General features: G+C 50.1%; 19 protein-coding genes, 2 tRNA genes and 3 rRNA genes. 15 read left to right on the top strand and 9 right to left on the bottom strand.

Going from position 1 to position 22,962, the window contains the following annotated elements; all coding sequences use genetic code 11:
- Positions 1-36: 36 nt before the first annotated feature.
- Positions 37-1,362 carry a Xaa-Pro dipeptidase gene (gene pepQ / locus KG631_RS03515; RefSeq protein WP_213995244.1) on the top strand — a complete coding sequence of 442 codons (1,326 nt, stop codon included), beginning with the start codon at positions 37-39 and terminating at the stop codon, positions 1,360-1,362.
- Between the two features lie 19 nt (positions 1,363-1,381).
- Positions 1,382-2,833: a TrkH family potassium uptake protein gene (locus KG631_RS03510; RefSeq protein ID WP_213995243.1), complete on the top strand. Its 1,452-nt coding sequence runs from the start codon at positions 1,382-1,384 to the stop codon at positions 2,831-2,833.
- A 40-nt stretch (positions 2,834-2,873) separates the two neighbouring features.
- Here the strand turns inward: KG631_RS03510 and trkA are convergent, their stop codons facing one another.
- Genes trkA through def form a run of 4 tightly spaced genes read right to left on the bottom strand, consistent with a single transcriptional unit; the run spans position 2,874 to position 7,072 of the window.
- A complete protein-coding gene (trkA, locus tag KG631_RS03505) occupies positions 2,874-4,250 on the bottom strand; it encodes a Trk system potassium transporter TrkA (protein WP_097110470.1) in 1,377 nt (458 codons plus the stop codon).
- A complete protein-coding gene (gene rsmB / locus KG631_RS03500; protein WP_213995242.1) occupies positions 4,247-5,575 on the bottom strand; it encodes a 16S rRNA (cytosine(967)-C(5))-methyltransferase RsmB in 1,329 nt (442 codons plus the stop codon). The genes trkA and rsmB overlap by 4 nt, the downstream gene beginning before the upstream one ends.
- Positions 5,572-6,543 carry a methionyl-tRNA formyltransferase gene (gene fmt / locus KG631_RS03495; protein WP_213995241.1) on the bottom strand — a complete coding sequence of 324 codons (972 nt, stop codon included), beginning with the start codon at positions 6,541-6,543 and terminating at the stop codon, positions 5,572-5,574. Before fmt ends, rsmB begins: the two co-directional genes overlap by 4 nt.
- A 13-nt stretch (positions 6,544-6,556) precedes the next feature.
- Positions 6,557-7,072 carry a peptide deformylase gene (gene def / locus KG631_RS03490; RefSeq protein WP_213995240.1) on the bottom strand — a complete coding sequence of 172 codons (516 nt, stop codon included), beginning with the start codon at positions 7,070-7,072 and terminating at the stop codon, positions 6,557-6,559.
- 123 nt (positions 7,073-7,195) lie between these two features.
- Here def and KG631_RS03485 point away from each other — a divergent pair, with 123 nt between their 5' ends.
- The 4 genes from KG631_RS03485 to KG631_RS03470 are packed head-to-tail and all read left to right on the top strand — an operon-like array spanning position 7,196 to position 10,470.
- Positions 7,196-8,305, top strand: coding sequence for a LysM domain-containing protein (locus KG631_RS03485; RefSeq protein ID WP_213995239.1), 1,110 nt, complete (start codon positions 7,196-7,198; stop codon positions 8,303-8,305).
- Between the two features lie 24 nt (positions 8,306-8,329).
- Complete coding sequence (dprA, locus tag KG631_RS03480; protein WP_213995238.1) at positions 8,330-9,421, top strand: DNA-processing protein DprA; 1,092 nt, start codon at positions 8,330-8,332, stop codon at positions 9,419-9,421.
- 2 nt (positions 9,422-9,423) lie between these two features.
- Complete coding sequence (locus KG631_RS03475) at positions 9,424-9,897, top strand: DUF494 family protein (protein ID WP_019676260.1); 474 nt, start codon at positions 9,424-9,426, stop codon at positions 9,895-9,897.
- 15 nt (positions 9,898-9,912) lie between these two features.
- Complete coding sequence (locus KG631_RS03470; protein WP_213995237.1) at positions 9,913-10,470, top strand: topoisomerase DNA-binding C4 zinc finger domain-containing protein; 558 nt, start codon at positions 9,913-9,915, stop codon at positions 10,468-10,470.
- Here KG631_RS03470 and KG631_RS03465 read toward each other — a convergent pair.
- Both KG631_RS03465 and purE read right to left on the bottom strand, forming a co-directional pair.
- Complete coding sequence (locus KG631_RS03465; RefSeq protein WP_213995236.1) at positions 10,467-11,603, bottom strand: 5-(carboxyamino)imidazole ribonucleotide synthase; 1,137 nt, start codon at positions 11,601-11,603, stop codon at positions 10,467-10,469. The two genes, KG631_RS03470 and KG631_RS03465, sit on opposite strands and share 4 nt — an antisense overlap.
- A complete protein-coding gene (gene purE, locus KG631_RS03460) occupies positions 11,600-12,091 on the bottom strand; it encodes a 5-(carboxyamino)imidazole ribonucleotide mutase (protein WP_213995235.1) in 492 nt (163 codons plus the stop codon). The genes KG631_RS03465 and purE overlap by 4 nt, the downstream gene beginning before the upstream one ends.
- Before the next feature lie 100 nt (positions 12,092-12,191).
- Here purE and KG631_RS03455 point away from each other — a divergent pair, with 100 nt between their 5' ends.
- Together KG631_RS03455 and hemF are read left to right on the top strand one after the other, a co-directional pair.
- On the top strand, positions 12,192-12,752 hold the full coding sequence (locus KG631_RS03455; protein WP_213995234.1) for an L-threonylcarbamoyladenylate synthase: 561 nt from the start codon (positions 12,192-12,194) through the stop codon (positions 12,750-12,752).
- Position 12,753: 1 nt separating this feature from the next.
- Entirely contained in the window at positions 12,754-13,683 is a 930-nt protein-coding gene (gene hemF / locus KG631_RS03450) for an oxygen-dependent coproporphyrinogen oxidase (RefSeq protein ID WP_213995233.1), read from the top strand.
- Here the strand turns inward: hemF and KG631_RS03445 are convergent.
- On the bottom strand, positions 13,680-14,126 hold the full coding sequence (locus tag KG631_RS03445) for a group II truncated hemoglobin (protein ID WP_213995232.1): 447 nt from the start codon (positions 14,124-14,126) through the stop codon (positions 13,680-13,682). The genes hemF and KG631_RS03445 overlap by 4 nt on opposite strands.
- Before the next feature lie 5 nt (positions 14,127-14,131).
- On the opposite strand from KG631_RS03445, the gene aroE reads away from it, so the two are divergent.
- Entirely contained in the window at positions 14,132-14,947 is an 816-nt protein-coding gene (gene aroE / locus KG631_RS03440; RefSeq protein ID WP_213995231.1) for a shikimate dehydrogenase, read from the top strand.
- The gene (locus KG631_RS03435; RefSeq protein ID WP_213995230.1) at positions 14,944-15,180 is read left to right on the top strand and encodes a DUF1488 family protein; all 237 of its coding nucleotides are present in this window, start codon (positions 14,944-14,946) and stop codon (positions 15,178-15,180) included. The genes aroE and KG631_RS03435 overlap by 4 nt, the downstream gene beginning before the upstream one ends.
- Here KG631_RS03435 and KG631_RS03430 read toward each other — a convergent pair.
- Positions 15,177-15,716 (bottom strand): gamma carbonic anhydrase family protein, encoded by a 540-nt coding sequence (locus KG631_RS03430; protein ID WP_213995229.1) that lies wholly within the window; start codon positions 15,714-15,716, stop codon positions 15,177-15,179. The two genes, KG631_RS03435 and KG631_RS03430, sit on opposite strands and share 4 nt — an antisense overlap.
- Before the next feature lie 580 nt (positions 15,717-16,296).
- Between KG631_RS03430 and KG631_RS03425 the strand changes: the two genes are divergently transcribed.
- From KG631_RS03425 to rrf, 5 genes are all read left to right on the top strand, one after another.
- A 16S ribosomal RNA gene (locus KG631_RS03425) occupies positions 16,297-17,831 on the top strand.
- 211 nt (positions 17,832-18,042) lie between these two features.
- Positions 18,043-18,119 (top strand) — tRNA-Ile (locus KG631_RS03420).
- Between the two features lie 95 nt (positions 18,120-18,214).
- Positions 18,215-18,290 (top strand) — tRNA-Ala (locus KG631_RS03415).
- A gap of 176 nt (positions 18,291-18,466) precedes the next feature.
- Positions 18,467-21,351 (top strand): 23S ribosomal RNA (locus KG631_RS03410).
- A 178-nt stretch (positions 21,352-21,529) separates the two neighbouring features.
- Positions 21,530-21,644, top strand: a 5S ribosomal RNA gene (gene rrf / locus KG631_RS03405).
- The 16S, 23S and 5S rRNA genes sit together here with 2 tRNA genes alongside, the layout of an rRNA operon.
- A 446-nt stretch (positions 21,645-22,090) precedes the next feature.
- Here the strand turns inward: rrf and KG631_RS03400 are convergent.
- Positions 22,091-22,888, bottom strand: a complete 798-nt coding sequence (locus tag KG631_RS03400; protein ID WP_213995228.1) for a hypothetical protein — start codon at positions 22,886-22,888, stop codon at positions 22,091-22,093.
- Positions 22,889-22,962: the final 74 nt, after the last annotated feature.

The following is a 22,962-nucleotide window of genomic DNA, read 5'->3' as shown; positions in this document are numbered from 1 at the left end:
GCGCTTATCAGTTAATACAACGTATAAAAGGTCGCTATGAACTCAGGCTATCAGGCGTTATATCAGGCACATATTGCGCAGTTACAACAGCGTACCCGGCAGGTGCTGGCTCGCGAAAATCTGGATGGTTTAGTTATTCACTCCGGCCAGGCCAAGCGAAAATTTCTGGATGATATGGATTACCCGTTTAAAGCGAATCCGCACTTTAAAGCCTGGTTACCGGTAGTAGATAATCCGCATTGCTGGTTGTTGCTGGATGGCGTGAATAAACCCAAGCTGATTTTTTACCGGCCAAAAGATTTTTGGCACGTCGTACCTGACGAACCCACTGATTATTGGGCGGAGTACTTTGATATTCAGCTGTTAGACAAAGCGAACAAGGTTGAAACTCTGTTGCCTTACGATAAAGCCCGGCTGGCTTATATTGGTGAGTATTTGGAAGTGGCACAGGCTTTGGGTTTTACCGAAATCAACCCCGAGCCGGTACTAAGCTATTTACATTTTTATCGCGCTTACAAAACCGGTTATGAGCTGGCCTGTTTACGCCAGGCAAACCAAATGGCGGTGGCTGGCCACCGGGCGGCCAAAGCGGCGTTTTATGCCGGTGGCAGTGAGTTTGATATCCAGCTGGCGTATCTGGCGGCGGTTGGTCAAACCGAGAACGAAGTGCCGTATGGCAATATTGTTGGTTTAAACCAGAATGCTGCCATTTTGCATTACACCGCACTGGAGCGGAAAAAGCCGGCACAGCACCACTCATTTTTAATTGATGCCGGCGCCGAGTTTAACGGTTATGCTGCTGATATTACCCGCACTTATAGTTTTAACAAGAACGATGAGTTCGCCGAGCTGATTGGCGCAGTGAACGCGTTAGAGTTAACCCTGGTTGACGGGTTAAAGCCTGGTATTAATTACACCGATTTACACCTGCAATGCCATTTGGGTATTGCCCAAATTCTGCATGATTTTGACTTTGTCCGGCTGGACCCGGCGACTATTGTTGAGCGTGAAATCAGCCGCACTTTCTTCCCGCATGGTCTGGGCCATCATTTGGGGTTACAGGTCCATGATGTAGGCGGCTTTATGCTGGACGAGCGCGGCACCCACATTGCGCCACCAGATAATCATCCGTTTTTACGCTGCACCCGGCTGATTGAGCCAGACATGGTGTTTACCATTGAACCTGGCCTGTACTTTATTGACAGCCTGCTGGCCGACCTTAAACAAACTGATGCGGCCGCCAGTATAAACTGGGACAAAATTGGCGCGTTTCGGCAGTTTGGCGGCATCCGGATCGAGGACGATATTATTGTCCATCGAGACCGTAATGAAAACATGACCCGGGATTTGCAGCTCGCCTGACGGGGCGTTAAGGGACGCTATGCAATATCGCTCTATCATCCGGATCCTGGGGTTGCTGATCGCCATTTTCAGCATCACCATGATCCCGCCGGCACTGGTCGCTTTTGGCTACAAAGACGGGGCTGGTGTACCTTTTATCCTGTCGTTCCTGTTATGCGTGGCAATGGGCTTTGCCATCTGGTATCCGAATCGCCTGCACCGTTCTGAGTTAAAAGTCCGCGACGGTTTCTTGATCGTGGTGTTGTTCTGGACGGTATTGGGGGCAGTCGGCGCTATTCCGTTACTGCTCACCAGCAACCCGGATCTGGGGCTGGCTGATGCGTTTTTCGAAGCTTTCTCGGGCCTGACCACCACCGGTGCAACAGTATTAACCGGAATTGAAACCTTGCCTAAAGCGATTTTGTACTACCGTCAGCAGCTGCAATGGCTGGGCGGTATGGGGATAATTGTATTGGCGGTAGCCATTTTGCCACTGTTAGGCGTAGGGGGAATGCAGCTGTACCGGGCCGAGACGCCGGGGCCGGTCAAAGACAACAAAATGACCCCGCGCATCGCCGATACGGCCAAGCATTTATGGTATATCTACCTGGCCATTACCATCGCCTGCGCACTGGCATTTCACCTGGCAGGGATGTCAGTGTTTGATGCCATTTGTCATGCTTTTTCCACCGTAGCCATTGGTGGCTTTTCAACCTACGACGCCAGTATGGGGTACTTTAACAGTGCCACCATTAATATGATTTGCGTGATTTTTTTGCTGATTAGTGCGGTTAATTTCCCACTGCACTTTGCCGCAATCCGCGGTAAAAGTGTTTCCACTTATTTCCGTGACCCGGAGTTCAAGGTATTTTTAGGTATCCAGGCCAGCCTGGTGCTTATTTGCTTTCTGGTGCTGTTAAACACCAACGTGTACGAAACAGGTGGTGAAGCGCTGAATCATGCTGCTTTTCAGGCGGTATCAATATCAACCACCGCTGGCTTTACCACTGATGGCTTCTCAACCTGGCCGCTGTTTTTACCTATTCTGTTAATTTTCTCCAGCTTTATCGGTGGCTGTGCCGGTTCTACCGGTGGTGGCATGAAGGTGGTACGGGTACTGCTGCTGTTTTTGCAGGGCCGGCGTGAACTTAACCGGCTGGTGCACCCGCGGGCGGTCTATGCCATTAAGTTGGGCCGCCGGCCGGTAGAAGATCGGATTGTCGAAGCAGTATGGGGCTTTTTTGCGGCTTATGCCGTGGTGTTTGTAGTAATTATGCTATCCCTGATTTTAACTGGCATGGACAACATTAGCGCTTTTACTGCCACTGCAGCCTGCCTGAATAATCTTGGCCCGGGGCTGGGTGAGGTCGCCGCTCATTTTGGTGCTATTCCTGACGCTGCCAAATGGCTGCTGATTTTAGCAATGGTATTTGGCCGGTTGGAAATATTTACTTTGCTGGTGCTGTTTACCCCGGCATTCTGGCGCGACTAGCCCTGACTGTGGCCAGGGCTAGTTGCTTGTTGCAACAGGGTCAGATAAAAATAGCACTGACCTGAAACAGCTTTTCCACTTCGACAATATGCTTTTTGTTTACCATAAACAGAATAACGTGGTCATCTGTTTCAATAACCGTTGTATCGTGGGCAATTAACACTTCATCACCGCGTACTATGGCACCAATGGTGGTGCCAGGTGGCAACTTCAGGTTGCCAATGGTTTTGCCTGCGACCTTGCTGGTACTGCTGTCGCCCCGGACCACGGCTTCTATTGCTTCAGCAGCACCACGGCGTAACGAGTACACATTAACAATGTCACCGCGGCGGATATGGGTAAGTAACGCCGAAATGGTCGCTTGTTGCGGGGAGACGGCTATATCTATTTCACCGCCCTGCAACAAGTCAACGTAAGCACCGCGTTTAATCAACACCATGGTTTTCTGGGCGCCCATCCGTTTGGCCAGCATTGCCGACATGATATTGGCTTCATCATCATTGGTTACGGCGATAAACACATCAACCTGCTCAACACTTTCTTCTTCCAGTAGCTCCGGATCAGAGATATCGCCAACATACACCAGGGTGCTGTCCAGGCTTGATGCCAGAAACTCAGCCCGCTCTTTACTGCGTTCTATCAGTTTGACACTGTGGGTTTTTTCCAATGCCCTGGCTAAGCCAAAACCGACGTTACCACCGCCGGCAATCATAATCCGCCGGTAACTGCGTTCCAGTTTTTGCAGTTCGCTCATTACCGCCCGGATGTGTTTGGTCGCCGCAACAAAAAACACTTCATCATCGGCTTCAATAATGGTGGTACCGAGCGGCTTGATAGCGTTGCCGCGCCGGTAAATGGCTGCTACCCGGGTCTCAATGTTGGGCATATGTTCTTTTAACGCCGACAGGGCATGGCCTACCAGTAAGCCACCATAGTAAGCCCGGACTGCGACCAGGCTGACTTTGCCTTCGGCAAATTCGACCACCTGCAAGGCGCCGGGATAGTCTATTAAGCGGCGGATATAATTGGTTACCAGTGCTTCCGGCGCAATAAAGTGGTCAACCGGCATATCATCTTTGTGAAATAGCTCATCCCGATATTTTAGATACTGGTTAGTGCGAATGCGGGCTATTTTCAGCGGGGTATTAAAAATACTGTAGGCGACCTGACAGGCGACAATATTGACTTCGTCGCTGTTGGTTACCGCTACTATCATATCGGCATCTTCGGCGCCGGCTTTTTTCAGCACATCGGGGTGGGAGCCATGACCATGCACCACCTGTAAATCAAATCTGTCTTGCAGATTACGTAATTTATCCAGGTTGGTATCAACCAGGGTAATGTCGTTTTGCTCACCAACCAGGTTTTCAGCTAAGGTGGCGCCAACCTGGCCTGAGCCTAAGATTATAATTTTCATCCGTTGTGGTTATCCTGTGGCGCTTTTTGTAGCAGCGCATAATAAAAGCCATCACGGTTCAGCTGGCCCGGTAACAGTTGCCAGCCCGGCTCAGCGGCGCTATCACTGTTGCTTTGCAATGAAATCGGCAGCAGGCAGGCATCAGCATGGCTACTAAGAAACTGAGTGATTTGCTGATGGTTTTCTGCCGGCAGCACACTGCAGGTAGCGTAGAGCAACTTACCGCCCGGCGCCAGCAGCGCCCAGCACTGCTGCAAAATTTGCTGTTGCAGCTGCACCAGCGGTGCGATATCACTTTTTTTGCGCAGCCAGCGAATATCGGGGTGACGCCGAATAACCCCGGTGGCTGAGCAGGGCACATCCAGTAATATTTTGTCAAACAACTGGCCATCCCACCAGCTATCAGGATTCGCCGCATCTGCTGCTAATACTTCAGCATTCAGGCCAAGCCGTTGCAGATTTTCCCGCACCCGCACTAAACGGGCTTGGTCTTTATCCAGCGCGGTAAGCTTTGCGTCGGGCGCCAGCTCCAGCAGGTGGCAGGTTTTGCCACCAGGGGCACAACAGGCATCGAGAATATGTTGGCCATTTTCCGGCGCTAACAGCAAGCCCGCATACTGGGCTGCTGCATCCTGCACTGAAAACCAACCCTGCTGATAGCCAGGCAATTCGGTAACATCAGTTGGACTGTCCAGCAACACTGCGCCCGGCAGTTCAGATATTGGCTGGCTATGCGCTATTTCTTCCTCAGTTAAGGCAGTACAAAACTGCTGTGGACTGATTTGCCGGGTATTCACCCGCAACCACAATGGGGCTTTTTGTTGATTGGCATCAAGTATTTGCTGCCAGTTATCCGGATAAGCAGCTTGCAGGCTACTGATTAACCAACCCGGATGGCAGAATTGTACCGCTTGTCCGGCCTGGCTGAAATCGAACAACTGCGGCTGGCGCTGCACATTACGTAACACACCATTAATCAGCTTAGTGAGTGACTGGCCTTTTAATTCGCGCGCTGCATCTACTGTAGCATTAATGGCGGCATGGTCTGGTACCCGCATAAAATGCAGCTGGTAAATGCCAACATAAATCAGAAACTGCAGTGCCCGGAAGTTTTTTACCAGCGGCTTTTGCATTAAACGGGCACAAACATGTTCCAATTGTGGCAGGGTGCGCATTACCCCAAAGCAGATCTCCTGCAGCAAGGCCTTGTCCAACGGATTAGTAAGCTGTTGCTGAGCTTTGGGCAGCACATCTGACAACGAGCGGCCCTGATCAATTACCTGATAGCAGCATTGGGCAGCTAATGCCCGGCAATCACGGCTCATGCTTCGGTCAGCAATGCTGGCGGCTGCAACGTAGTCCCCAGAGGAAACCAGTCAGCCCGGCCATTTAAGAAGTCAGCCACTGCCATAGGTTTCTTACCAGGGGGTTGCAAGGTAGTAAGTACTAACACACCACTGACGCAGGCAATTTCAATACCTTTTTTGCCGGCAGCTAATATCTGGCCAGCTGGTGCCTGATGATCTGTGCCATGCCAGCTGGCCTGCCATATTTTAACCGTACCCTGGGGGAGTTGCAGATAACTGGCCGGCCACGGATTAAAAGCCCGGATTTCTCTGTCGAGGGCTTCGGCACTTTTGCTAAAATCAAGCAGGCCTTCTTCCTTATGCAGCTTTTCAGCGTAGCAGGCATCCTGGTCATTCTGGGCCTTCGCATTTGCTTGTAGTTCGGCTAATTGCGCCAATGCATCCAGCAGCGCTGCGGGACCCAGTTCAGCTAATTTCGCGTATAAGCTGGCGCTGGTGTCGGTCGGTTCAATAATGCAGCTTACTTTGCTTAACATGGCGCCGGTGTCCAGCCCTTCATCCATTTGCATAATGGTAATACCGGTTTGCTGATCCCCAGCCCAGATTGCCCGCTGAATGGGGGCAGCGCCGCGCCAACGGGGTAATAAGGAACCATGAACATTGATACAGCCTAACCGGGGGCTTTGCAGTACGGCCAATGGCAGGATAAGGCCATAAGCCACTACCACCATGACATCAGCATCCAGTGCAGCCAGCTCGGCCTGCGCAGCGGGCTTTTTCAAAGACTTCGGCTGATAAACAGGTAGCTGGTGCTGTTCGGCCAGTTGCTTAACGGCGCTGGATTGCAGTTTCTGGCCGCGACCAGCCGGGCGATCCGGCTGACTGTAGACGGCAATAACCTGATGTCGGCTGGTTATTAAGGCTTGTAAATGACGCGCAGCGAAATCGGGCGTGCCGGCAAATATAATTCGTAAAGGCTGAGTCACTGTGAGTCCTGTATTACAGCGCGTGGCGCTGGGCCATTTTGGCTTCTTTTTCCAGTTTCTTGCGGATGCGATCTCGCTTTAATGGGGACAAATAATCAATAAATAATTTGCCAACCAGATGGTCCAGCTCATGTTGCAGACAAATAGCCAGTAAGCCGTCAGCGTTCAGTTCAAACGGCTGGCCTTCGCGATCAAGCGCTGTCACTTTAACCGTAGCCGCTCGTTCGACCGAAGCATAGTTTTGCGGTACTGACAAACAGCCTTCCTCATAGCTGGTCACGCCATCGCGTTCGACGATTTCCGGGTTAATCAATACCAGCGGTTCATTGCGCTGCTCAGATAAGTCAATTACCACGACCCGCAGGTGAACATCGACCTGGGTAGCGGCCAGACCAATACCTTCCTCATCGTACATGGTATCCAGCATATCGCTGACTAACTGCTTGATTTGCGGCGTAACTTCTGCAACCGGCTTTGCTACGGTGCGAAGCCGATCATCAGGAAAATGTAATACTTTTAAAACTGCCATAATACCTACAAAAATATGCTTTATTTCAAAGGGTGTGATATGTTTTAATTTTAGCCATTAATCCGCTGTATTAACAGCATAGTGTGCAATAATTACAACAAGAATAAGTTCAAGGAAGCAGGCATGCTGAAAAAAATTGCAATATCTGTAATCGCGCTGTTTTGTTGGTTATCTTTTAGCCTGCAAGCCGACATACTGCAAATAAGAGAGGATGCACCCGCTTCCTATGTGGTGAAAAAAGGCGACACCCTGTGGGACATTTCTGCACTGTACCTGAATGAGCCCTGGTTATGGCCGCAATTGTGGCAAATGAACCCACAAGTCGACAACCCGCATTTAATTTATCCTGGCGATGTGCTTACGCTGACTTACGACAGTATGGGACGGCCACGTTTGTCTGTGAACGAAAATGTAAAACGTTTATCGCCGGAAGCGCGCAAAACCCTGAAAGGCGACGGCGCTATTACCACATTACCCCTTAGCATGATTCGGCCGTTTTTAACATACGAACAAGCACTTAATGAAGAACAAATTGCCGCCATGCCTTATATTCTGGGTACCAATACTGCCACTAAGATGGCGGCAGAAACGCACACGGTATATGTAAAAGGGGTTTTGCAACCCGGTACGTCTTATGGTGTCTATCGTAAAGGCAAACCTTACGTTGACCCAGAGTCAGGTTCTGTACTGGGTTATGAAACCAGTTTAATTGCTACTGCCCGCGCTTTCAGGCCAGGTCGTGAAGCGACAGAAGACAGCCCACTGGAAGCTGCGTCAATGCAGGTGCTTAGCGTAAAGCGGGAAATTAAGCAGGGTGATAGAGTTATGCCTGCGTTAGAAGGACAGTCACTGCCAGCATTTTTCCTGATTAGCAAACCGGACTTTGACGTTGACGGCACTATTATCGATACTACCTCTCAGCTCAGAGAGTTTTCTAAAATGGATATTGTGGTGCTTAACCGCGGCTTAATTAACGATCTGAAAGCAGGCCAGATGTTAGGAATATATCGTCAGTCGCCCTCGGTGATTGATGGTGAGAATGGCCCTGTCTATGTGGAAGATGCCAATAAACTCCAAAAAATGTTCCGTAATTTTGGTGATAACAGCATCAGCATGCCACGGGAAAAAGTAGGCGAGCTAATGGTGTTTAAAGTTGCCGAGCGGGTAAGCTTTGGTATTGTTACCAGTACCCGCCGCCCAATCCGGGTTGGAGACGCTATCGCCAACCTGTAATAAAACTGATGGAGCCAGTTTGCCATGGATGATCTACGCAACTGGCTCGCTTTAGCCTCTGTGCATGGCCTGGATGGCCTGAAGTTCCAACGACTAAGCGAGCATATTTCACTGACCGAATTGGTCAGCTTACCAATAAGTACATTGCGCAATATTGGTTTTACTCCCCGCCAAGCCGAATTATTGGCAGTGCATAGTCCGCGCCGGGTTGACCTGGCGCTGGAGTGGCTGGTGCAGTCACCTTTGCATCATATCGTTACCTACCACGACCCGCGTTACCCGCCATTATTAAAACAAACCAAACAACCGCCTTTGCTGTTGTTTGTTAAAGGCCAGGCAGAGTTGTTACCGAGGCAGCAACTGGCGATGGTGGGTACCCGCCAGCCTACGCCAACCGGCCGGAAAGTTGCCCAGAACTTTGCCGCAGAACTGGTGCAGCAAGGCTATATGGTTACCAGTGGCATGGCGCGGGGTATTGACAGTGAGAGCCATAAAGGCGCGCTGCACGGCGGGGGCTTTACCATCGCAGTACTGGGGCACGGCCTGCAACAGATATACCCGGCCAGCAACAGAGCACTGGCAGAGCAAATTACCGCCAGTGGCGCTTTGGTTAGTGAGTTTTTCCCCGATATTCAGGCCCGGGCTGAGTTCTTCCCGCAGCGTAATCGTATTGTGGTCGGACTCAGCTCAGCTACCATAGTGGTAGAGGCAGCGCTGAAAAGTGGCTCGCTGATTAGCGCGAATTTAGCTGCTGAATATAATCGCGACCTTTTTGCGGTGCCCGGACCGATATACAGCCGGCAATCTGCAGGTTGTCACTGGTTAATTCAACAAGGCGCTAAACTTGTTACTTGCGTGGCCGATATATTGGAAGAGTGGCAGTTTTTTGCCCAGAATGGCTTAAGTACTTTAGCCCAGGATGAAAAAAAGTCTGCGCCGGACTTGTCTGCGCAGCAGTTGTTGGCTAACGTAGGAGATGACGCTACTGCAATAGATATTATTGCTGAGCGGTCTAACATGTCAGTGACAGACGTATCCATAACCTTACTGCAGCTGGAAATAGCGGGTGAGGTGGCAGCAGTACCCGGTGGTTACATTAGAGTGAGGAGTGCCTGATAATGTTTGATATCCTCGTTTATCTGTTTGAAAACTATATTCATAACGAATCTGATATTTATGTAAACCACGCGGATCTGACCAAAGAGCTCAGCCGTGCCGGCTTTCATGATGACGATATTTTTAAAGCCCTAAAATGGCTTGATAGCCTGTCGGCTTTGCAGGAAAGCCATATAAAGCCCTACCTGACGAAGGTTAACTCAACCGCTGTGCGTATTTACACGGCGGAAGAGCAGCGCAAGTTGGACGTTGCCGATCAGGGCTTTTTATTATTTTTAGAGCAAATCAATGTGCTCGATGCTAATACCCGGGAAATGGTCATCGATCGGGCGATGGATCTCGACAGTGCCGCGCTTAGCCTGGAAGATTTAAAATGGGTGGTGCTGATGGTGCTGTTTAATGTGCCAGGCCGGGAAAATGCCTATGCCCAAATGGAAGACCTGATTTTTGATGAGCCTGACGGGCCGCTGCATTAAGCGGCTGTTGCTGATATGACCGAAGAATCACCGTTATTTAAGCTGCCGCAACAGCAGCAGCTTTGTCCGTTATGTCAGCATGCACTACAGATAAAGTCGTCTAAAAACGGTCCCTTTCTGGGCTGTAGTGCTTATCCTGCCTGCAATTATATTAAACCGTTACACCAGCACGACCATGCGATTGTAAAAGTATTGCCGACAGAAGTGTGTCCACAGTGTGGTGGCGAACTGGCGGTAAAAAACGGTCGGTACGGTATGTTTATCGGTTGCACTGGTTATCCGGCTTGTGATTTTGTGGTTGATCAACAGGAAGACAATAAAGACCAGCCACAGCTCAGCTGCCCCAAATGCAAAAAGGGCCTGTTAACAGAGCGCATTAATAAATTTGGTAAACATTTTTATGGTTGCGATCGCTACCCAGACTGCCGCTTTTTACTGAATGAAAAACCACAGGCCGGACCATGCCACTTTTGCAGCTATCCGTTATTGCTGGAAAAGAAATCGGCATTGTATTGTGCAAAGAAAGGTTGTGAAAAAAAGCAGCCGGCTGATAAAGCCGGCGCAGTAGATTAATCGCTGATCTGCCCCAGCATTTGCTCTAGCTCTGGAAACGCGGTTACCGGTAGTAAGTCGATTAGTTTCGCAAAGTGCGCTTTTAACTCTGCCAGCGAGTTAGCGGACAAATTAATGTGGCCCATTTTCCTGCCTGGCCTTTTTTCTTTGCCATACCAGTGAATATGCAACCCCGCCAGACTCAGGATAGCCTGGGGTAAAGTGTCCTCTCCGAGGATATTAACCATCAGGGTCGGGCGTAATAATTCAGTATTACCCAGTGGCAAACCGCAAACCGCCCGTAAATGATTTTCAAACTGGCAGACGTCTGCGCCTTGCTGGGTCCAGTGTCCAGAGTTGTGCACCCTGGGAGCAATTTCATTGACCAGTAAATTGCCATCTACTTCAAAGAATTCTATCGCCAATACCCCAACATAATTAAGGCCATTGGCGATAGCGGCAAACATTTGCTCTGCCTGTTGTTGCAGTTGCATATTTACCGGCCGTGCTAAAGACACACTAAGTACACCGTTGACATGATGGTTTTCGGTCAGCGGATACACTCTTACTTCGCCACTAGCTGCTCTTACCCCAACCAATGACAACTCCCGGTTGAAACTGATAAATTGCTCGGCAACAATCGCCTGCTTGCTATCGGCCGCGAGAAAATCGGCTATCTGCTGCCATACTGCAGAAGTCTGTGCGGGATCTTTTAAGCGCCACTGGCCTTTTCCATCATAGCCGGCCAAGGCACTTTTAAAGACCAGTGGTAAACCAAGGCTGCTAATGGCCTGGTTAAAATCTGCTTGATTGTTTATCACCTGGTAACTGGCACTGGCTACACCGCAACGGGCCAGCAGTGCTTTTTCCAGCCGACGATCGCCGCCGGCCTGAATAGCGTCACTGCCAGGCAGAAATTTACCGCTTTGCTGGCACTGCTCAAGTATTGGTAAAGGAATATGCTCAAATTCAGCGGTTATTACGTCCGCTTCGGCAATCGCATTGGCCAGACCGCTGCCCAGTTGTTGCTGAGTTAACGGATGCACAATAGCGTCTGAATTAACATCAAAGGCGCTGATTGCGATATTAAGCGGCGCCCCGGCCAGTGCCATCATTCGGGCCAGTTGACCAGCACCCAGTACTAATACCTTCATGCTTTCACCTGAGATGGGTCTGGCTGGCTTAGTACAGTATCAGTTTGGGCCTGGCGAAAAGCATCAATTTTGCTTAGCAGAGCCGGGTTGCTTGTGGCAAGAATTTGCGCTGCCAGCAAGCCGGCATTGGCTGCACCCGCTTCGCCAATTGCCAGAGTGCCAACAGCAACGCCTTTCGGCATTTGCACTATCGACAATAACGAATCAATACCCTTTAACGTTTTAGATTGCACGGGTACCCCTAACACTGGCAGGCTGGTAAACGCTGCGGCCATACCCGGCAAATGGGCTGCGCCACCGGCGCCAGCGATGATCACTTTTAAGCCTCGGCTGGCAGCATTGCTGGCATAGTCTGCCAGCAACTGCGGTGTGCGATGCGCGGATACCACCCGGGTTTCATAGCTGATGCCAAACGAATCAAGCATATCTGCTGCCAGCTTCATGGTTGGCCAGTCTGAGGTTGAACCCATTATAATACCCACTTGCATGCCGGTTTCCTTCTGAACTTAATGAACTGAAATGACTAAGGCGCTATTATAGCGGCATCTGAGACTGATTAGAATTTTTACTGATATCAGGGGTAAATTGATGAGTGGGTGCACCGTAGCCACAGCAGCAGAACTATTACAACAAGGTGAAGTAATTTGCTATCCGACTGAGGCGGTTTATGGCCTGGGCTGCGACCCGGACAACGAAGCCGCTGTGCTTAAGTTACTGGCGATAAAGCAACGGCCGGTAGAGAAAGGCCTAATCCTGGTCGCAGCGACGTATTCCCAGCTTTTACCTTATGTTGACGATAAAGCTATTCCGTTGGAGAAGCGCTACCAGATTATTTCCAGCTGGCCCGGTCATATCAGCTGGGTATTACCTGCCAGTAAAACTGCGCCTAAATGGATTACAGGCCAGTTTGACAGCATCGCAGTCAGGGTCAGTGCTCATCCTGTTGTGCAGCAGTTGTGTCAGCAGTATGGTAAGCCAATCGTTTCAACCAGTGCTAATCTGGCTGGCGAGCCCGCTATCACAGACTATCAGCAGCTACTGGCGACGTTAGGGTTGAAAGTGGCGGCTATAGTTGAGGGGGCTCTGGGCGGCGCAGCTCAGCCCAGTCAAATTCGTGATGCCATCAGTGGTCAGGTAGTGAGGAGTTAGTATGGCAGGCAGTAACAGCGAGCAGCTGCAGCAGGTACAGCAATTTTTGATGGCACTGCAGGATACAATTTGTACAGAGCTGGAACAGGCGGATGGTAGCGGTCGTTTTGTCGAAGACGTTTGGCAACGGCCGGAAGGTGGCGGTGGACGCAGCCGGGTGCTGACCGACGGTGCGGTATTTGAACAAGCCGGTGTTAACTACTCACATGTTTTTGGCGCACAGATGCCGGCTTCTGCTACCGCTCACCGGCCAGAACTGGCCGGCCGCAGCTTTCATGCCTGTGGCGTGTCGCTGGTGTTACATCCGCATAACCCGCATTTACCCACTACTCATGCTAATGTGCGGTTTTTTATTGCCGAAAAAGAGGGTGAAGCACCGGTATGGTGGTTTGGTGGTGGTTTTGACTTAACGCCTTATTATCCTTATGAAGAAGATGTTGTGCACTGGCATCAGACGGCCAAAGCAGCGGTAGATCCATTTGGAGCAGAATATTATCCGGCATATAAAAAATGGTGTGATGATTATTTTTATTTAAAGCATCGCGGCGAAACCCGCGGTGTTGGTGGCTTATTTTTTGATGACCTGAACGCGCCAGGCTTTGCGCAGAGCTTTGGCTTAATGCGGGCGGTGGGCGAAGCTTTTTTGCCGGCGTTTCTGCCGCTAATTGAGCGGCGTAAAGACACACCCTATGGCGATCGCGAACGGCAATTCCAATTATACCGGCGTGGCCGCTATGTGGAATTCAATCTGGTATATGACCGAGGTACCTTATTTGGCCTGCAAAGCGGTGGCCGTACCGAATCAATTCTAATGTCGATGCCGCCACTGGTACGTTGGCAATATGGTTATCAGCCAGAAACCGGAAGTGCAGAGGCAAAACTCTATGAGCGTTATCTAAAACCGCAGGACTGGTTAGGAACAGGAAACTAGCAGTTGATCATATGGCTCGCCAGTTGACCGATTGACTGGCGAATGCCATCCCGCAGTACTTTATTATCTATCACTTCATCCAGCGCTTTATCCATACAATACATCCATTGGTTTCTGAGTTTGTCATCTACCTGGAACGGCAGGTGGCGCGCGCGTAACCGTGGATGGCCATACTTTTGTTCAAACAGCGCCGGGCCGCCTAACCAACCGGATAAAAACTCAAAAAACTTCTGGCGGATATTATCCAGCGGCAACGGGTGAATAGCATATAACTCAGCTGCTTGTGGATCACTTGCCATAATGTCATAAAAGCGGTTGGCCAGTTCCCGGACTTTTGGCTCGCCACCCATCAGGTCATAAGGCGTTTGAGCCGGCGTAGGGTGTGGCTTGCTATTTGCTGTGGTTTTATTAACAATCATCTGTACTAATTTCTTGATGGACATCAGTTGTGGACCGTTATGCTGTATTTGGAAATCCGATAGGCCAGTCAAAGTCACCTTTTATTCATCGCCAGTTTGCTTTGCAATGTAAGCAGCTAATGCAGTACGAGGCTATTCTAGCACCGACAGATGGCTTTGCCGACAGCTGGCGGGACTTTGTTACCAGCGGCGGTAAGGGCGGTAATGTCACCGTGCCTTTTAAAGAGCAGGCGTATCAGCTGGCAGAGGTGCTATCGGCGCGGGCCCGGCAAGCGGGTGCGGTTAACACGCTTTATGTCGATAGCGCCGGTAGGTTATGTGGCGATAATACCGATGGCATTGGCCTGGTAGCTGACTTAACAAGGCTAGGGGTTAACTTAGCAGGCTGCACGGTGTTGCTACTGGGCGCAGGCGGCGCCAGTCGTGGTGCTATTGGACCTTTACTGGAAGCCGGAGTAAAGCAGCTGGTACTGGCGAATCGCACTGTCAGTAAAGCGCAGGCGATAGCCGCCAATTTTGATAGCCGGGTTTTTGCTTGCGGCTTAAGCGATATTCCTGAACAAGCTTATCCGCTTATTATTAATGCAACGTCATCTGGTCTAAGTGGCGGTCGGCCAGAGATAGCTGTAAAACATTTAAACAACAGTCAGCTCGCTTATGACATGGTGTATGGCGCTTTGCCGACAGCTTTTATGCAGTGGGCCAAACAGCAGGGCGTGCCACAGCAGGCTGATGGTTTGGGGATGTTGTTAGCGCAGGCTGCCGCTGCCTTTACTATCTGGCGCGGGGTCGCACCCGATGTTGAACCGGTAATGGCAATCATTAAAAAGCAGTTAGCGGTATGAACCAGCAACTGATTTTTAATAATGACTTTCAGTATGACCCCGAACGCCAGGCTGTGCGCTTTAGTTGCCTGATAGCAGGTTTAAAAGTGAATTGTTTTATTGTCCTGCCGGCCAGCACAGAACCCGCCCAGTTTTTAACAGCAGTTAAAGCTGAGGCCTTTAGTTGGGAAGACAGCGCCGAGCAGGCAATTGCCGCCGACGCGTTTAATCCAGCCGGAGAGATCTGGCTCTAACTACTACCTTGTGCCAGATATTCATTTTTGAGAACAACATAATTAGCAGCAGACTCAGGTAAAAAAGCCTTCTCTGCTGCAGTTAATGGTCGTGCCTGTTTTACCGGACTGCCAACATATAAATAGCCGCTCTGTAGTCGCTTACCTGGCGGCACCAGGCTGCCAGCGCCAATGATTACGTCATCTTCTACTATGGCATCGTCCATCACAATGGCACCCATCCCTACCAGAATGCGGTTGCCCAAGGTGCAGCCATGCAACATAACCTTATGACCGACTGTTACCTCTTCACCAATTAACAGGGCGCAGCCATCGGGTTTACCGGGACTGGGCCTGGACAGGTGCAATATCGACCCATCCTGTATATTAGTGCGGGCTCCGATACGGATATAATTTACATCGCCGCGGGCGGCGACCAAAGGCCAGATACTAACATCTTCTGCCAGTTCAATATCCCCGACCAGTACGCTGGATTCATCTACGTAAACACCTGCTGCCAGTTTTGGCAGTATTCCTTTATAAGCTCTAATCGACATCTTCATCTCCAAATCGGCGGCAATGCTGAGTTATTATGCAGCAAATGCTGTTAAAAAACGCGTTTCGCTGAAACTTTATCCGAACGATCGCTAAAAACTAAGTTTTATAGTTTTATCGCTTGCAGCCTCTCTAAAACCCCCTATAATGCGCGCCATGCCAAGGGGTTCTGCGCTAAGCAGGCTTCGGGTGAGATAAGCCGGATTGCAAAAATCTTTAAAAAAGAGGCTTGACAGTCAGGTTTAAATCACTAAAATGGCGCTCTCGCTTCAGGGTGGTAACGAAAGCCCCGAAAAGCGATGTTAGCAGTGTTAAGTAAGAAACGCGTCAAACGCGACAAGCTGTTTAGTAAAAAAGACAACTTATCACGCTTGACTTAAAATCTGGGAAGTGTAACATACGCCTCCCGCTTCACTCTCCCAAGAAACGAGTTTGAAGCACGCTCTTTAACAATTAGCAATCAATTATCTGTGTGGGCACTTATAATGATGTTCGTGTAAACGAAACAAATCAGTATGAGTGACCAAGTTATAAAGATTTAGTCAGTAATACTGAGCTGAGACGAAAGTCTCGAAAAAACTTTAATTGAAGAGTTTGATCATGGCTCAGATTGAACGCTGGCGGCAGGCCTAACACATGCAAGTCGAGCGGTAACATGCCTTCGGGTGATGACGAGCGGCGGACGGGTGAGTAATGTATAGGAAGCTGCCCGATAGAGGGGGATAACCACTGGAAACGGTGGCTAATACCGCATAATGTCTACGGACCAAAGTATGGGACCTTCGGGCCATATGCTATCGGATGCGCCTATATGGGATTAGCTAGTTGGTGTGGTAATGGCGCACCAAGGCGACGATCCCTAGCTGGTTTGAGAGGATGATCAGCCACACTGGGACTGAGACACGGCCCAGACTCCTACGGGAGGCAGCAGTGGGGAATATTGGACAATGGGCGCAAGCCTGATCCAGCCATGCCGCGTGTGTGAAGAAGGCCTTCGGGTTGTAAAGCACTTTCAGCGAGGAGGAAGGGTGTTGTTTTAATAGAACAGCATTTTGACGTTACTCGCAGAAGAAGCACCGGCTAACTCCGTGCCAGCAGCCGCGGTAATACGGAGGGTGCAAGCGTTAATCGGAATTACTGGGCGTAAAGCGCACGCAGGCGGCTTTTTAAGTCGGATGTGAAAGCCCCGGGCTCAACCTGGGAATTGCATTCGATACTGGGGAGCTAGAGTATGTGAGAGGGGGGTAGAATTCCAAGTGTAGCGGTGAAATGCGTAGAGATTTGGAGGAATACCAGTGGCGAAGGCGGCCCCCTGGCACAATACTGACGCTCAGGTGCGAAAGCGTGGGGAGCAAACAGGATTAGATACCCTGGTAGTCCACGCCGTAAACGATGTCTACTAGATGTTCGTGGTCTTGTACCGTGAGTATCGCAGCTAACGCATTAAGTAGACCGCCTGGGGAGTACGGTCGCAAGATTAAAACTCAAATGAATTGACGGGGGCCCGCACAAGCGGTGGAGCATGTGGTTTAATTCGACGCAACGCGAAGAACCTTACCTACTCTTGACATCTACGGAAGTTAGCAGAGATGCTGATGTGCCTTCGGGAACCGTAAGACAGGTGCTGCATGGCTGTCGTCAGCTCGTGTTGTGAAATGTTGGGTTAAGTCCCGCAACGAGCGCAACCCTTATCCTTAGTTGCCAGCGAGTAATGTCGGGAACTCTAGGGAGACTGCCGGTGATAAACCGGAGGAAGGTGGGGACGACGTCAAGTCATCATGGCCCTTACGAGTAGGGCTACACACGTGCTACAATGGTACGTACAGAGGGAGGCAAGCTGGCGACAGTGAGCGGATCTCATAAAGCGTATCGTAGTCCGGATTGGAGTCTGCAACTCGACTCCATGAAGTCGGAATCGCTAGTAATCGTGAATCAGAATGTCACGGTGAATACGTTCCCGGGCCTTGTACACACCGCCCGTCACACCATGGGAGTGGGTTGCAAAAGAAGTAGGTAGCTTAACCTTCGGGAGGGCGCTTACCACTTTGTGATTCATGACTGGGGTGAAGTCGTAACAAGGTAACCGTAGGGGAACCTGCGGTTGGATCACCTCCTTACCTATAACGAGCTAGTTTTAAGTGCTCACACAGATGATTGATTGCATGAGATAGAGCAAATAAAGTTTAATGCGCGATATAGAGATATATAACGCAGGATGTTTTGCTTAGTGCGAGGCGACAGCCGAGCGAAAGAAGGAGTGTACTGAAGTACATGACTGATTGAGCGAGGTTGGCAACAAAGCAATAAGTAAAACAGACCAGTTAGAACGGGTCTGTAGCTCAGGTGGTTAGAGCGCACCCCTGATAAGGGTGAGGTCGGTAGTTCGAGTCTACTCAGACCCACCAAATTCGCTGCCATACGGCGTTGCTTTGATACTCGCATACTTCAGTATGCTTCGCATCAAAGCGCCTTGTCTGACAACGAATTACCTTGTTAGATGGGGGCCATAGCTCAGCTGGGAGAGCGCCTGCCTTGCACGCAGGAGGTCAGCGGTTCGATCCCGCTTGGCTCCACCACTTCTTGCTCTAAGAATTCAAATCAAAGCGTTCTTAACAGAATGATTTGATTTGAGTTTATCTCAAACTGCTCTTTAACAATTTGGCAAGCTGATGTAAAAAGTAACAAACTAAGGTTACATTTAATTGTATACCTTACTCACAGCTGTGCACTTCAAGACATCTTGGGGTTGTATGGTTAAGTGACTAAGCGTACACGGTGGATGCCTTGGCAGTCAGAGGCGATGAAGGACGTACTAACCTGCGAAAAGCTGTGGGAAGCCGGTAAGAGGCGTTAGACCCGCAGATATCCGAATGGGGAAACCCAGCGCATTTATGCGTTATCGTTACATGAATACATAGTGTAACGAGGCAAACCGGGAGAACTGAAACATCTAAGTACCCCGAGGAAAAGAAATCAACCGAGATTCCGTTAGTAGCGGCGAGCGAACGCGGATTAGCCCTTAAGCTAAATTGGTGTTAGTGGAATACTCTGGAAAGAGTAGCGATACAGGGTGATAGCCCCGTACACGACAATGCCTTTTTAGTGAAAACGAGTAGGACGGGACACGTGGTATCCTGTTTGAACATGGGGGGACCATCCTCCAAGGCTAAATACTCCTGACTGACCGATAGTGAACCAGTACCGTGAGGGAAAGGCGAAAAGAACCCTTGTAAAGGGAGTGAAATAGAACCTGAAACCGTGTACGTACAAGCAGTGGGAGCCCCTTCGTGGGGTGACTGCGTACCTTTTGTATAATGGGTCAGCGACTTACATTCTGTAGCGAGGTTAACCGAATAGGGGAGCCGTAGGGAAACCGAGTCTTAACTGGGCGAATAGTTGCAGGGTGTAGACCCGAAACCGGGCGATCTATCCATGAGCAGGTTGAAGGTTGGGTAACACTAACTGGAGGACCGAACCCACTACTGTTGAAAAAGTAGGGGATGACTTGTGGATCGGAGTGAAAGGCTAATCAAGCTCGGAGATATCTGGTTCTCCTCGAAAGCTATTTAGGTAGCGCCTCGAGCGAATACCATTGGGGGTAGAGCACTGTTTGGGCTAGGGGGTCATCCCGACTTACCAACCCCATGCAAACTCCGAATACCAATGAGTACTACTCGGGAGACACACGGCGGGTGCTAACGTCCGTCGTGAAAAGGGAAACAACCCAGACCGCCAGCTAAGGTCCCAAAGTAATGATTAAGTGGAAAACGATGTGGGAAGGCATAGACAGCTAGGAGGTTGGCTTAGAAGCAGCCACCCTTTAAAGAAAGCGTAATAGCTCACTAGTCGAGTCGGCCTGCGCGGAAGATGTAACGGGGCTAAATCATTCACCGAAGCTGCGGACTTGCACTTGTGCAAGTGGTAGAGGAGCGTTCTGTAAGCCGTTGAAGGTTATCCGGGAGGATGGCTGGAGGTATCAGAAGTGCGAATGCTGACATGAGTAACGATAAGGGGAGTGAAAAACTTCCCCGCCGAAAGACCAAGGGTTCCTATCCCATGCTAATCAGGGTAGGGTGAGTCGGCTCCTAAGGCGAGGCTGAAAGGCGTAGTCGATGGGAAACAGGTTAATATTCCTGTACCGGCCAATACTGCGATGGGGGGACGGAGAAAGCTAGGCAGGCGCGGCGTTGGTAGTCCGCGTGAAAGTATGTAGGTTGGACGTTTAGGTAAATCCGGATGTCTAAGACTGAGATACGAGACGAGTGTCTAAGGACACGAAGCTGTTAACGCTATGCTTCCAGGAAAAGCCTCTAAGCTTCAGGTATTGGCGACCGTACCCTAAACCGACACAGGTGGTCAGGTAGAGCATACCAAGGCGCTTGAGAGAACTCGGCTGAAGGAACTAGGGCAAAATAGTACCGTAACTTCGGGAGAAGGTACGCTCTTTGTTGTGAAGGACTTGCTCCGTAAGCAATAGAGAGTCGCAGTGACCAGCTGGCTGCAACTGTTTATTAAAAACACAGCACTCTGCAAACTCGCAAGAGGACGTATAGGGTGTGACACCTGCCCGGTGCCGGAAGGTTAATTGATGGGGTTAGCGCAAGCGAAGCTCTTTGATCGAAGCCCCGGTAAACGGCGGCCGTAACTATAACGGTCCTAAGGTAGCGAAATTCCTTGTCGGGTAAGTTCCGACCTGCACGAATGGTGTAATGATGGCCAGGCTGTCTCCAGCCGAGACTCAGTGAAATTGAAATTGCGGTGAAGATGCCGTATACCCGCGGCTAGACGGAAAGACCCCGTGAACCTTTACTATAGCTTGGCACTGAACATTGACCCTACATGTGTAGGATAGGTGGGAGGCTTTGAAGTTTGAACGCTAGTTCAGATGGAGCCGTCCTTGAAATACCACCCTTGTATGTTTGATGTTCTAACGTGGGCCCCTGGATCGGGGTTGCGGACAGTGTCTGGTGGGTAGTTTGACTGGGGCGGTCTCCTCCTAAAGAGTAACGGAGGAGCACGAAGGTTGGCTAAGTACGGTCGGACATCGTACGGTTAGTGTAATGGTAGAAGCCAGCTTAACTGCGAGACAGACACGTCGAGCAGGTACGAAAGTAGGTCATAGTGATCCGGTGGTTCTGTATGGAAGGGCCATCGCTCAACGGATAAAAGGTACTCCGGGGATAACAGGCTGATACCGCCCAAGAGTTCATATCGACGGCGGTGTTTGGCACCTCGATGTCGGCTCATCACATCCTGGGGCTGAAGTCGGTCCCAAGGGTATGGCTGTTCGCCATTTAAAGTGGTACGCGAGCTGGGTTTAGAACGTCGTGAGACAGTTCGGTCCCTATCTGCCGTGGGCGTTGGATGATTGAGTGGAGTTGCTCCTAGTACGAGAGGACCGGAGTGAACGAACCGCTGGTGTTCGGGTTGTCATGCCAATGGCACTGCCCGGTAGCTATGTTCGGAACGGATAACCGCTGAAAGCATCTAAGCGGGAAGCCGGCCACAAGATGAGTCATCCCTTAGACTTCGAGTCTACTAAAGGGTCGTTGGAGACCACAACGTTGATAGGTGAGGTGTGGAAGCGTGGTGACACGTTAAGCTAACTCATACTAATTGCCCGAGAGGCTTAACCATACAACGCCCAAGATGTTTTAGAGCGCGAGAAAGCGTTTAGAAGTACAGTTGTGAGTAACTGAATATCAGCCTGCTAAATAAAGATGGAACGACAGTTATTATCAAATACATCCCTGTATTTGACCGGCAAGCCGGCCGCACTAAAGTGCGTTAAAACGTTGTTCCTGACACGTTTTTGCCTGGTGGCAATAGCGCTGTGGACCCACCTGATCCCATTCCGAACTCAGAAGTGAAACGCAGCTGCGACGATGGTAGTGTGGCATTCGCCATGCGAGAGTAGTACACCGCCAGGCTCCCAATTCAATAAAACAGCCCCTCTCGACAGAGCAGGGGCTTTTTTATTGGTTGAGATTTGGTGGCGGTGGACTGCTCGTAGAGTAGTACAGTGATGCCGGTCTTTCGACAAGCCAACAGTTTGGCTTGTCGCCGGCAGAACGCCCCTCGCTCTGCGAGGGGCATGAGGGCTCCCAATTCAAGCAAAAGGCCTACCCTAACCGGTCGGTCTTTTTGCGTTGAAGCGCCTCGGGGCAGGCCATCCTGCGGCGCACTACACTCGCATGGCAGCCACAGCCCCTCCGGGCCTGCCTGCGGCAGTCCAAATTCGTTCCTGACGAATTTGTCGCCATGCTACTTCCGTGTATTAAATACCTATCATATATTTAGTCGATAACAGTTGCGGGCTCGATATAGTCTCCCCCTTTGCAAAAGGGGGATTCGGGGATAAGGAGATTGAGAAGTTTTACTTACGCTGCAGGTTACCCTGATTATCGAATTGCCAGTCCGGTTTACCGAGTAGGTTCAGATAAACTTTTGCTTCAGTTTCGTCGAATACTTTCAGAAACTGATTGTGCTGGTCCAGCAACAACAGCCAATTCTTAGGGCTTGTTGCATACTGTTGCTCGGTCAGATAACTTTGCATCCCCATATATCTGGAAGGGATGTTGCGCCAGCCCTGATCAACTCGGTAAATATAACGGCCTTGGTAATCCGGATGCAGAAAATTACTCTGTTCCAACGTACTCAGGCTGTTGCGGTCGATAATGCTCACCATTGCCACCGCTTTACTACGTCCAAGTAGTTCCGTTGCACTTTTTTTTGCTAACTGCTGCTGTTGTTTACGTTGGCTTGCAGCATTCTGATTAACTACCTTAACCGGCGTAGCAATTTCCAGGGCAAATAATTCAAGTTCATAGCGATCTAACACTTTCTGGTAAGCAGCATAATCAGTGCAATCAGTCAGTGCAATATCAGCAGGTGCGCGCTGGCTGAACTTTGGGTTGGCGGCGACGCTGCTGGCAAACTGGCCAATCTCAAGTTGTAATTGTTGTTGCAGTAAAATTTGCAAACGGGTGTTATCAGGCTTTTTTACCATATATTGTTCTGGATCGAGCTGAAGACAATTCTGGTAAAATTGCTCCAGAGCGCTGCTGTAAGCATAACTGTTTACCGCATACTGCAAAGTACGCAATTCACTCTGGCTGAAGCCTGCTGTGCTGCTTACAGCCAGACTTAATAGAAGAGGCGCTATCATTGTCATAGAGGTTAGGGTCAGTAAGATTCAAATAAAAACGCCGCACAGTAGCACTTTTCCTGCGTTTAAAACAGCATTTC

The organism is Arsukibacterium sp. (assembly GCF_018402695.1).
Taxonomy (GTDB): domain Bacteria; phylum Pseudomonadota; class Gammaproteobacteria; order Enterobacterales; family Alteromonadaceae; genus Alishewanella.
This window is presented reverse-complemented; position numbering and strand designations above follow the sequence as displayed.

Bases quoted from the DNA above. Each gene is read 5' to 3' on its own strand.
- pepQ (WP_213995244.1), top strand. From the start codon at position 37: ATGAACTCAGGCTATCAGGCGTTATATCAGGCACATATTGCGCAGTTA.
- KG631_RS03510 (WP_213995243.1), top strand. From the start codon at position 1,382: ATGCAATATCGCTCTATCATCCGGATCCTGGGGTTGCTGATCGCCATT.
- trkA (WP_097110470.1), bottom strand. From the start codon at position 4,250: ATGAAAATTATAATCTTAGGCTCAGGCCAGGTTGGCGCCACCTTAGCT.
- rsmB (WP_213995242.1), bottom strand. From the start codon at position 5,575: ATGAGCCGTGATTGCCGGGCATTAGCTGCCCAATGCTGCTATCAGGTA.
- def (WP_213995240.1), bottom strand. From the start codon at position 7,072: ATGGCAGTTTTAAAAGTATTACATTTTCCTGATGATCGGCTTCGCACC.
- KG631_RS03485 (WP_213995239.1), top strand. From the start codon at position 7,196: ATGCTGAAAAAAATTGCAATATCTGTAATCGCGCTGTTTTGTTGGTTA.
- dprA (WP_213995238.1), top strand. From the start codon at position 8,330: ATGGATGATCTACGCAACTGGCTCGCTTTAGCCTCTGTGCATGGCCTG.
- KG631_RS03475 (WP_019676260.1), top strand. From the start codon at position 9,424: ATGTTTGATATCCTCGTTTATCTGTTTGAAAACTATATTCATAACGAA.
- KG631_RS03470 (WP_213995237.1), top strand. From the start codon at position 9,913: ATGACCGAAGAATCACCGTTATTTAAGCTGCCGCAACAGCAGCAGCTT.
- KG631_RS03465 (WP_213995236.1), bottom strand. From the start codon at position 11,603: ATGAAGGTATTAGTACTGGGTGCTGGTCAACTGGCCCGAATGATGGCA.
- purE (WP_213995235.1), bottom strand. From the start codon at position 12,091: ATGCAAGTGGGTATTATAATGGGTTCAACCTCAGACTGGCCAACCATG.
- KG631_RS03455 (WP_213995234.1), top strand. From the start codon at position 12,192: ATGAGTGGGTGCACCGTAGCCACAGCAGCAGAACTATTACAACAAGGT.
- hemF (WP_213995233.1), top strand. From the start codon at position 12,754: ATGGCAGGCAGTAACAGCGAGCAGCTGCAGCAGGTACAGCAATTTTTG.
- KG631_RS03445 (WP_213995232.1), bottom strand. From the start codon at position 14,126: ATGTCCATCAAGAAATTAGTACAGATGATTGTTAATAAAACCACAGCA.
- KG631_RS03435 (WP_213995230.1), top strand. From the start codon at position 14,944: ATGAACCAGCAACTGATTTTTAATAATGACTTTCAGTATGACCCCGAA.
- KG631_RS03430 (WP_213995229.1), bottom strand. From the start codon at position 15,716: ATGTCGATTAGAGCTTATAAAGGAATACTGCCAAAACTGGCAGCAGGT.
- KG631_RS03400 (WP_213995228.1), bottom strand. From the start codon at position 22,888: ATGACAATGATAGCGCCTCTTCTATTAAGTCTGGCTGTAAGCAGCACA.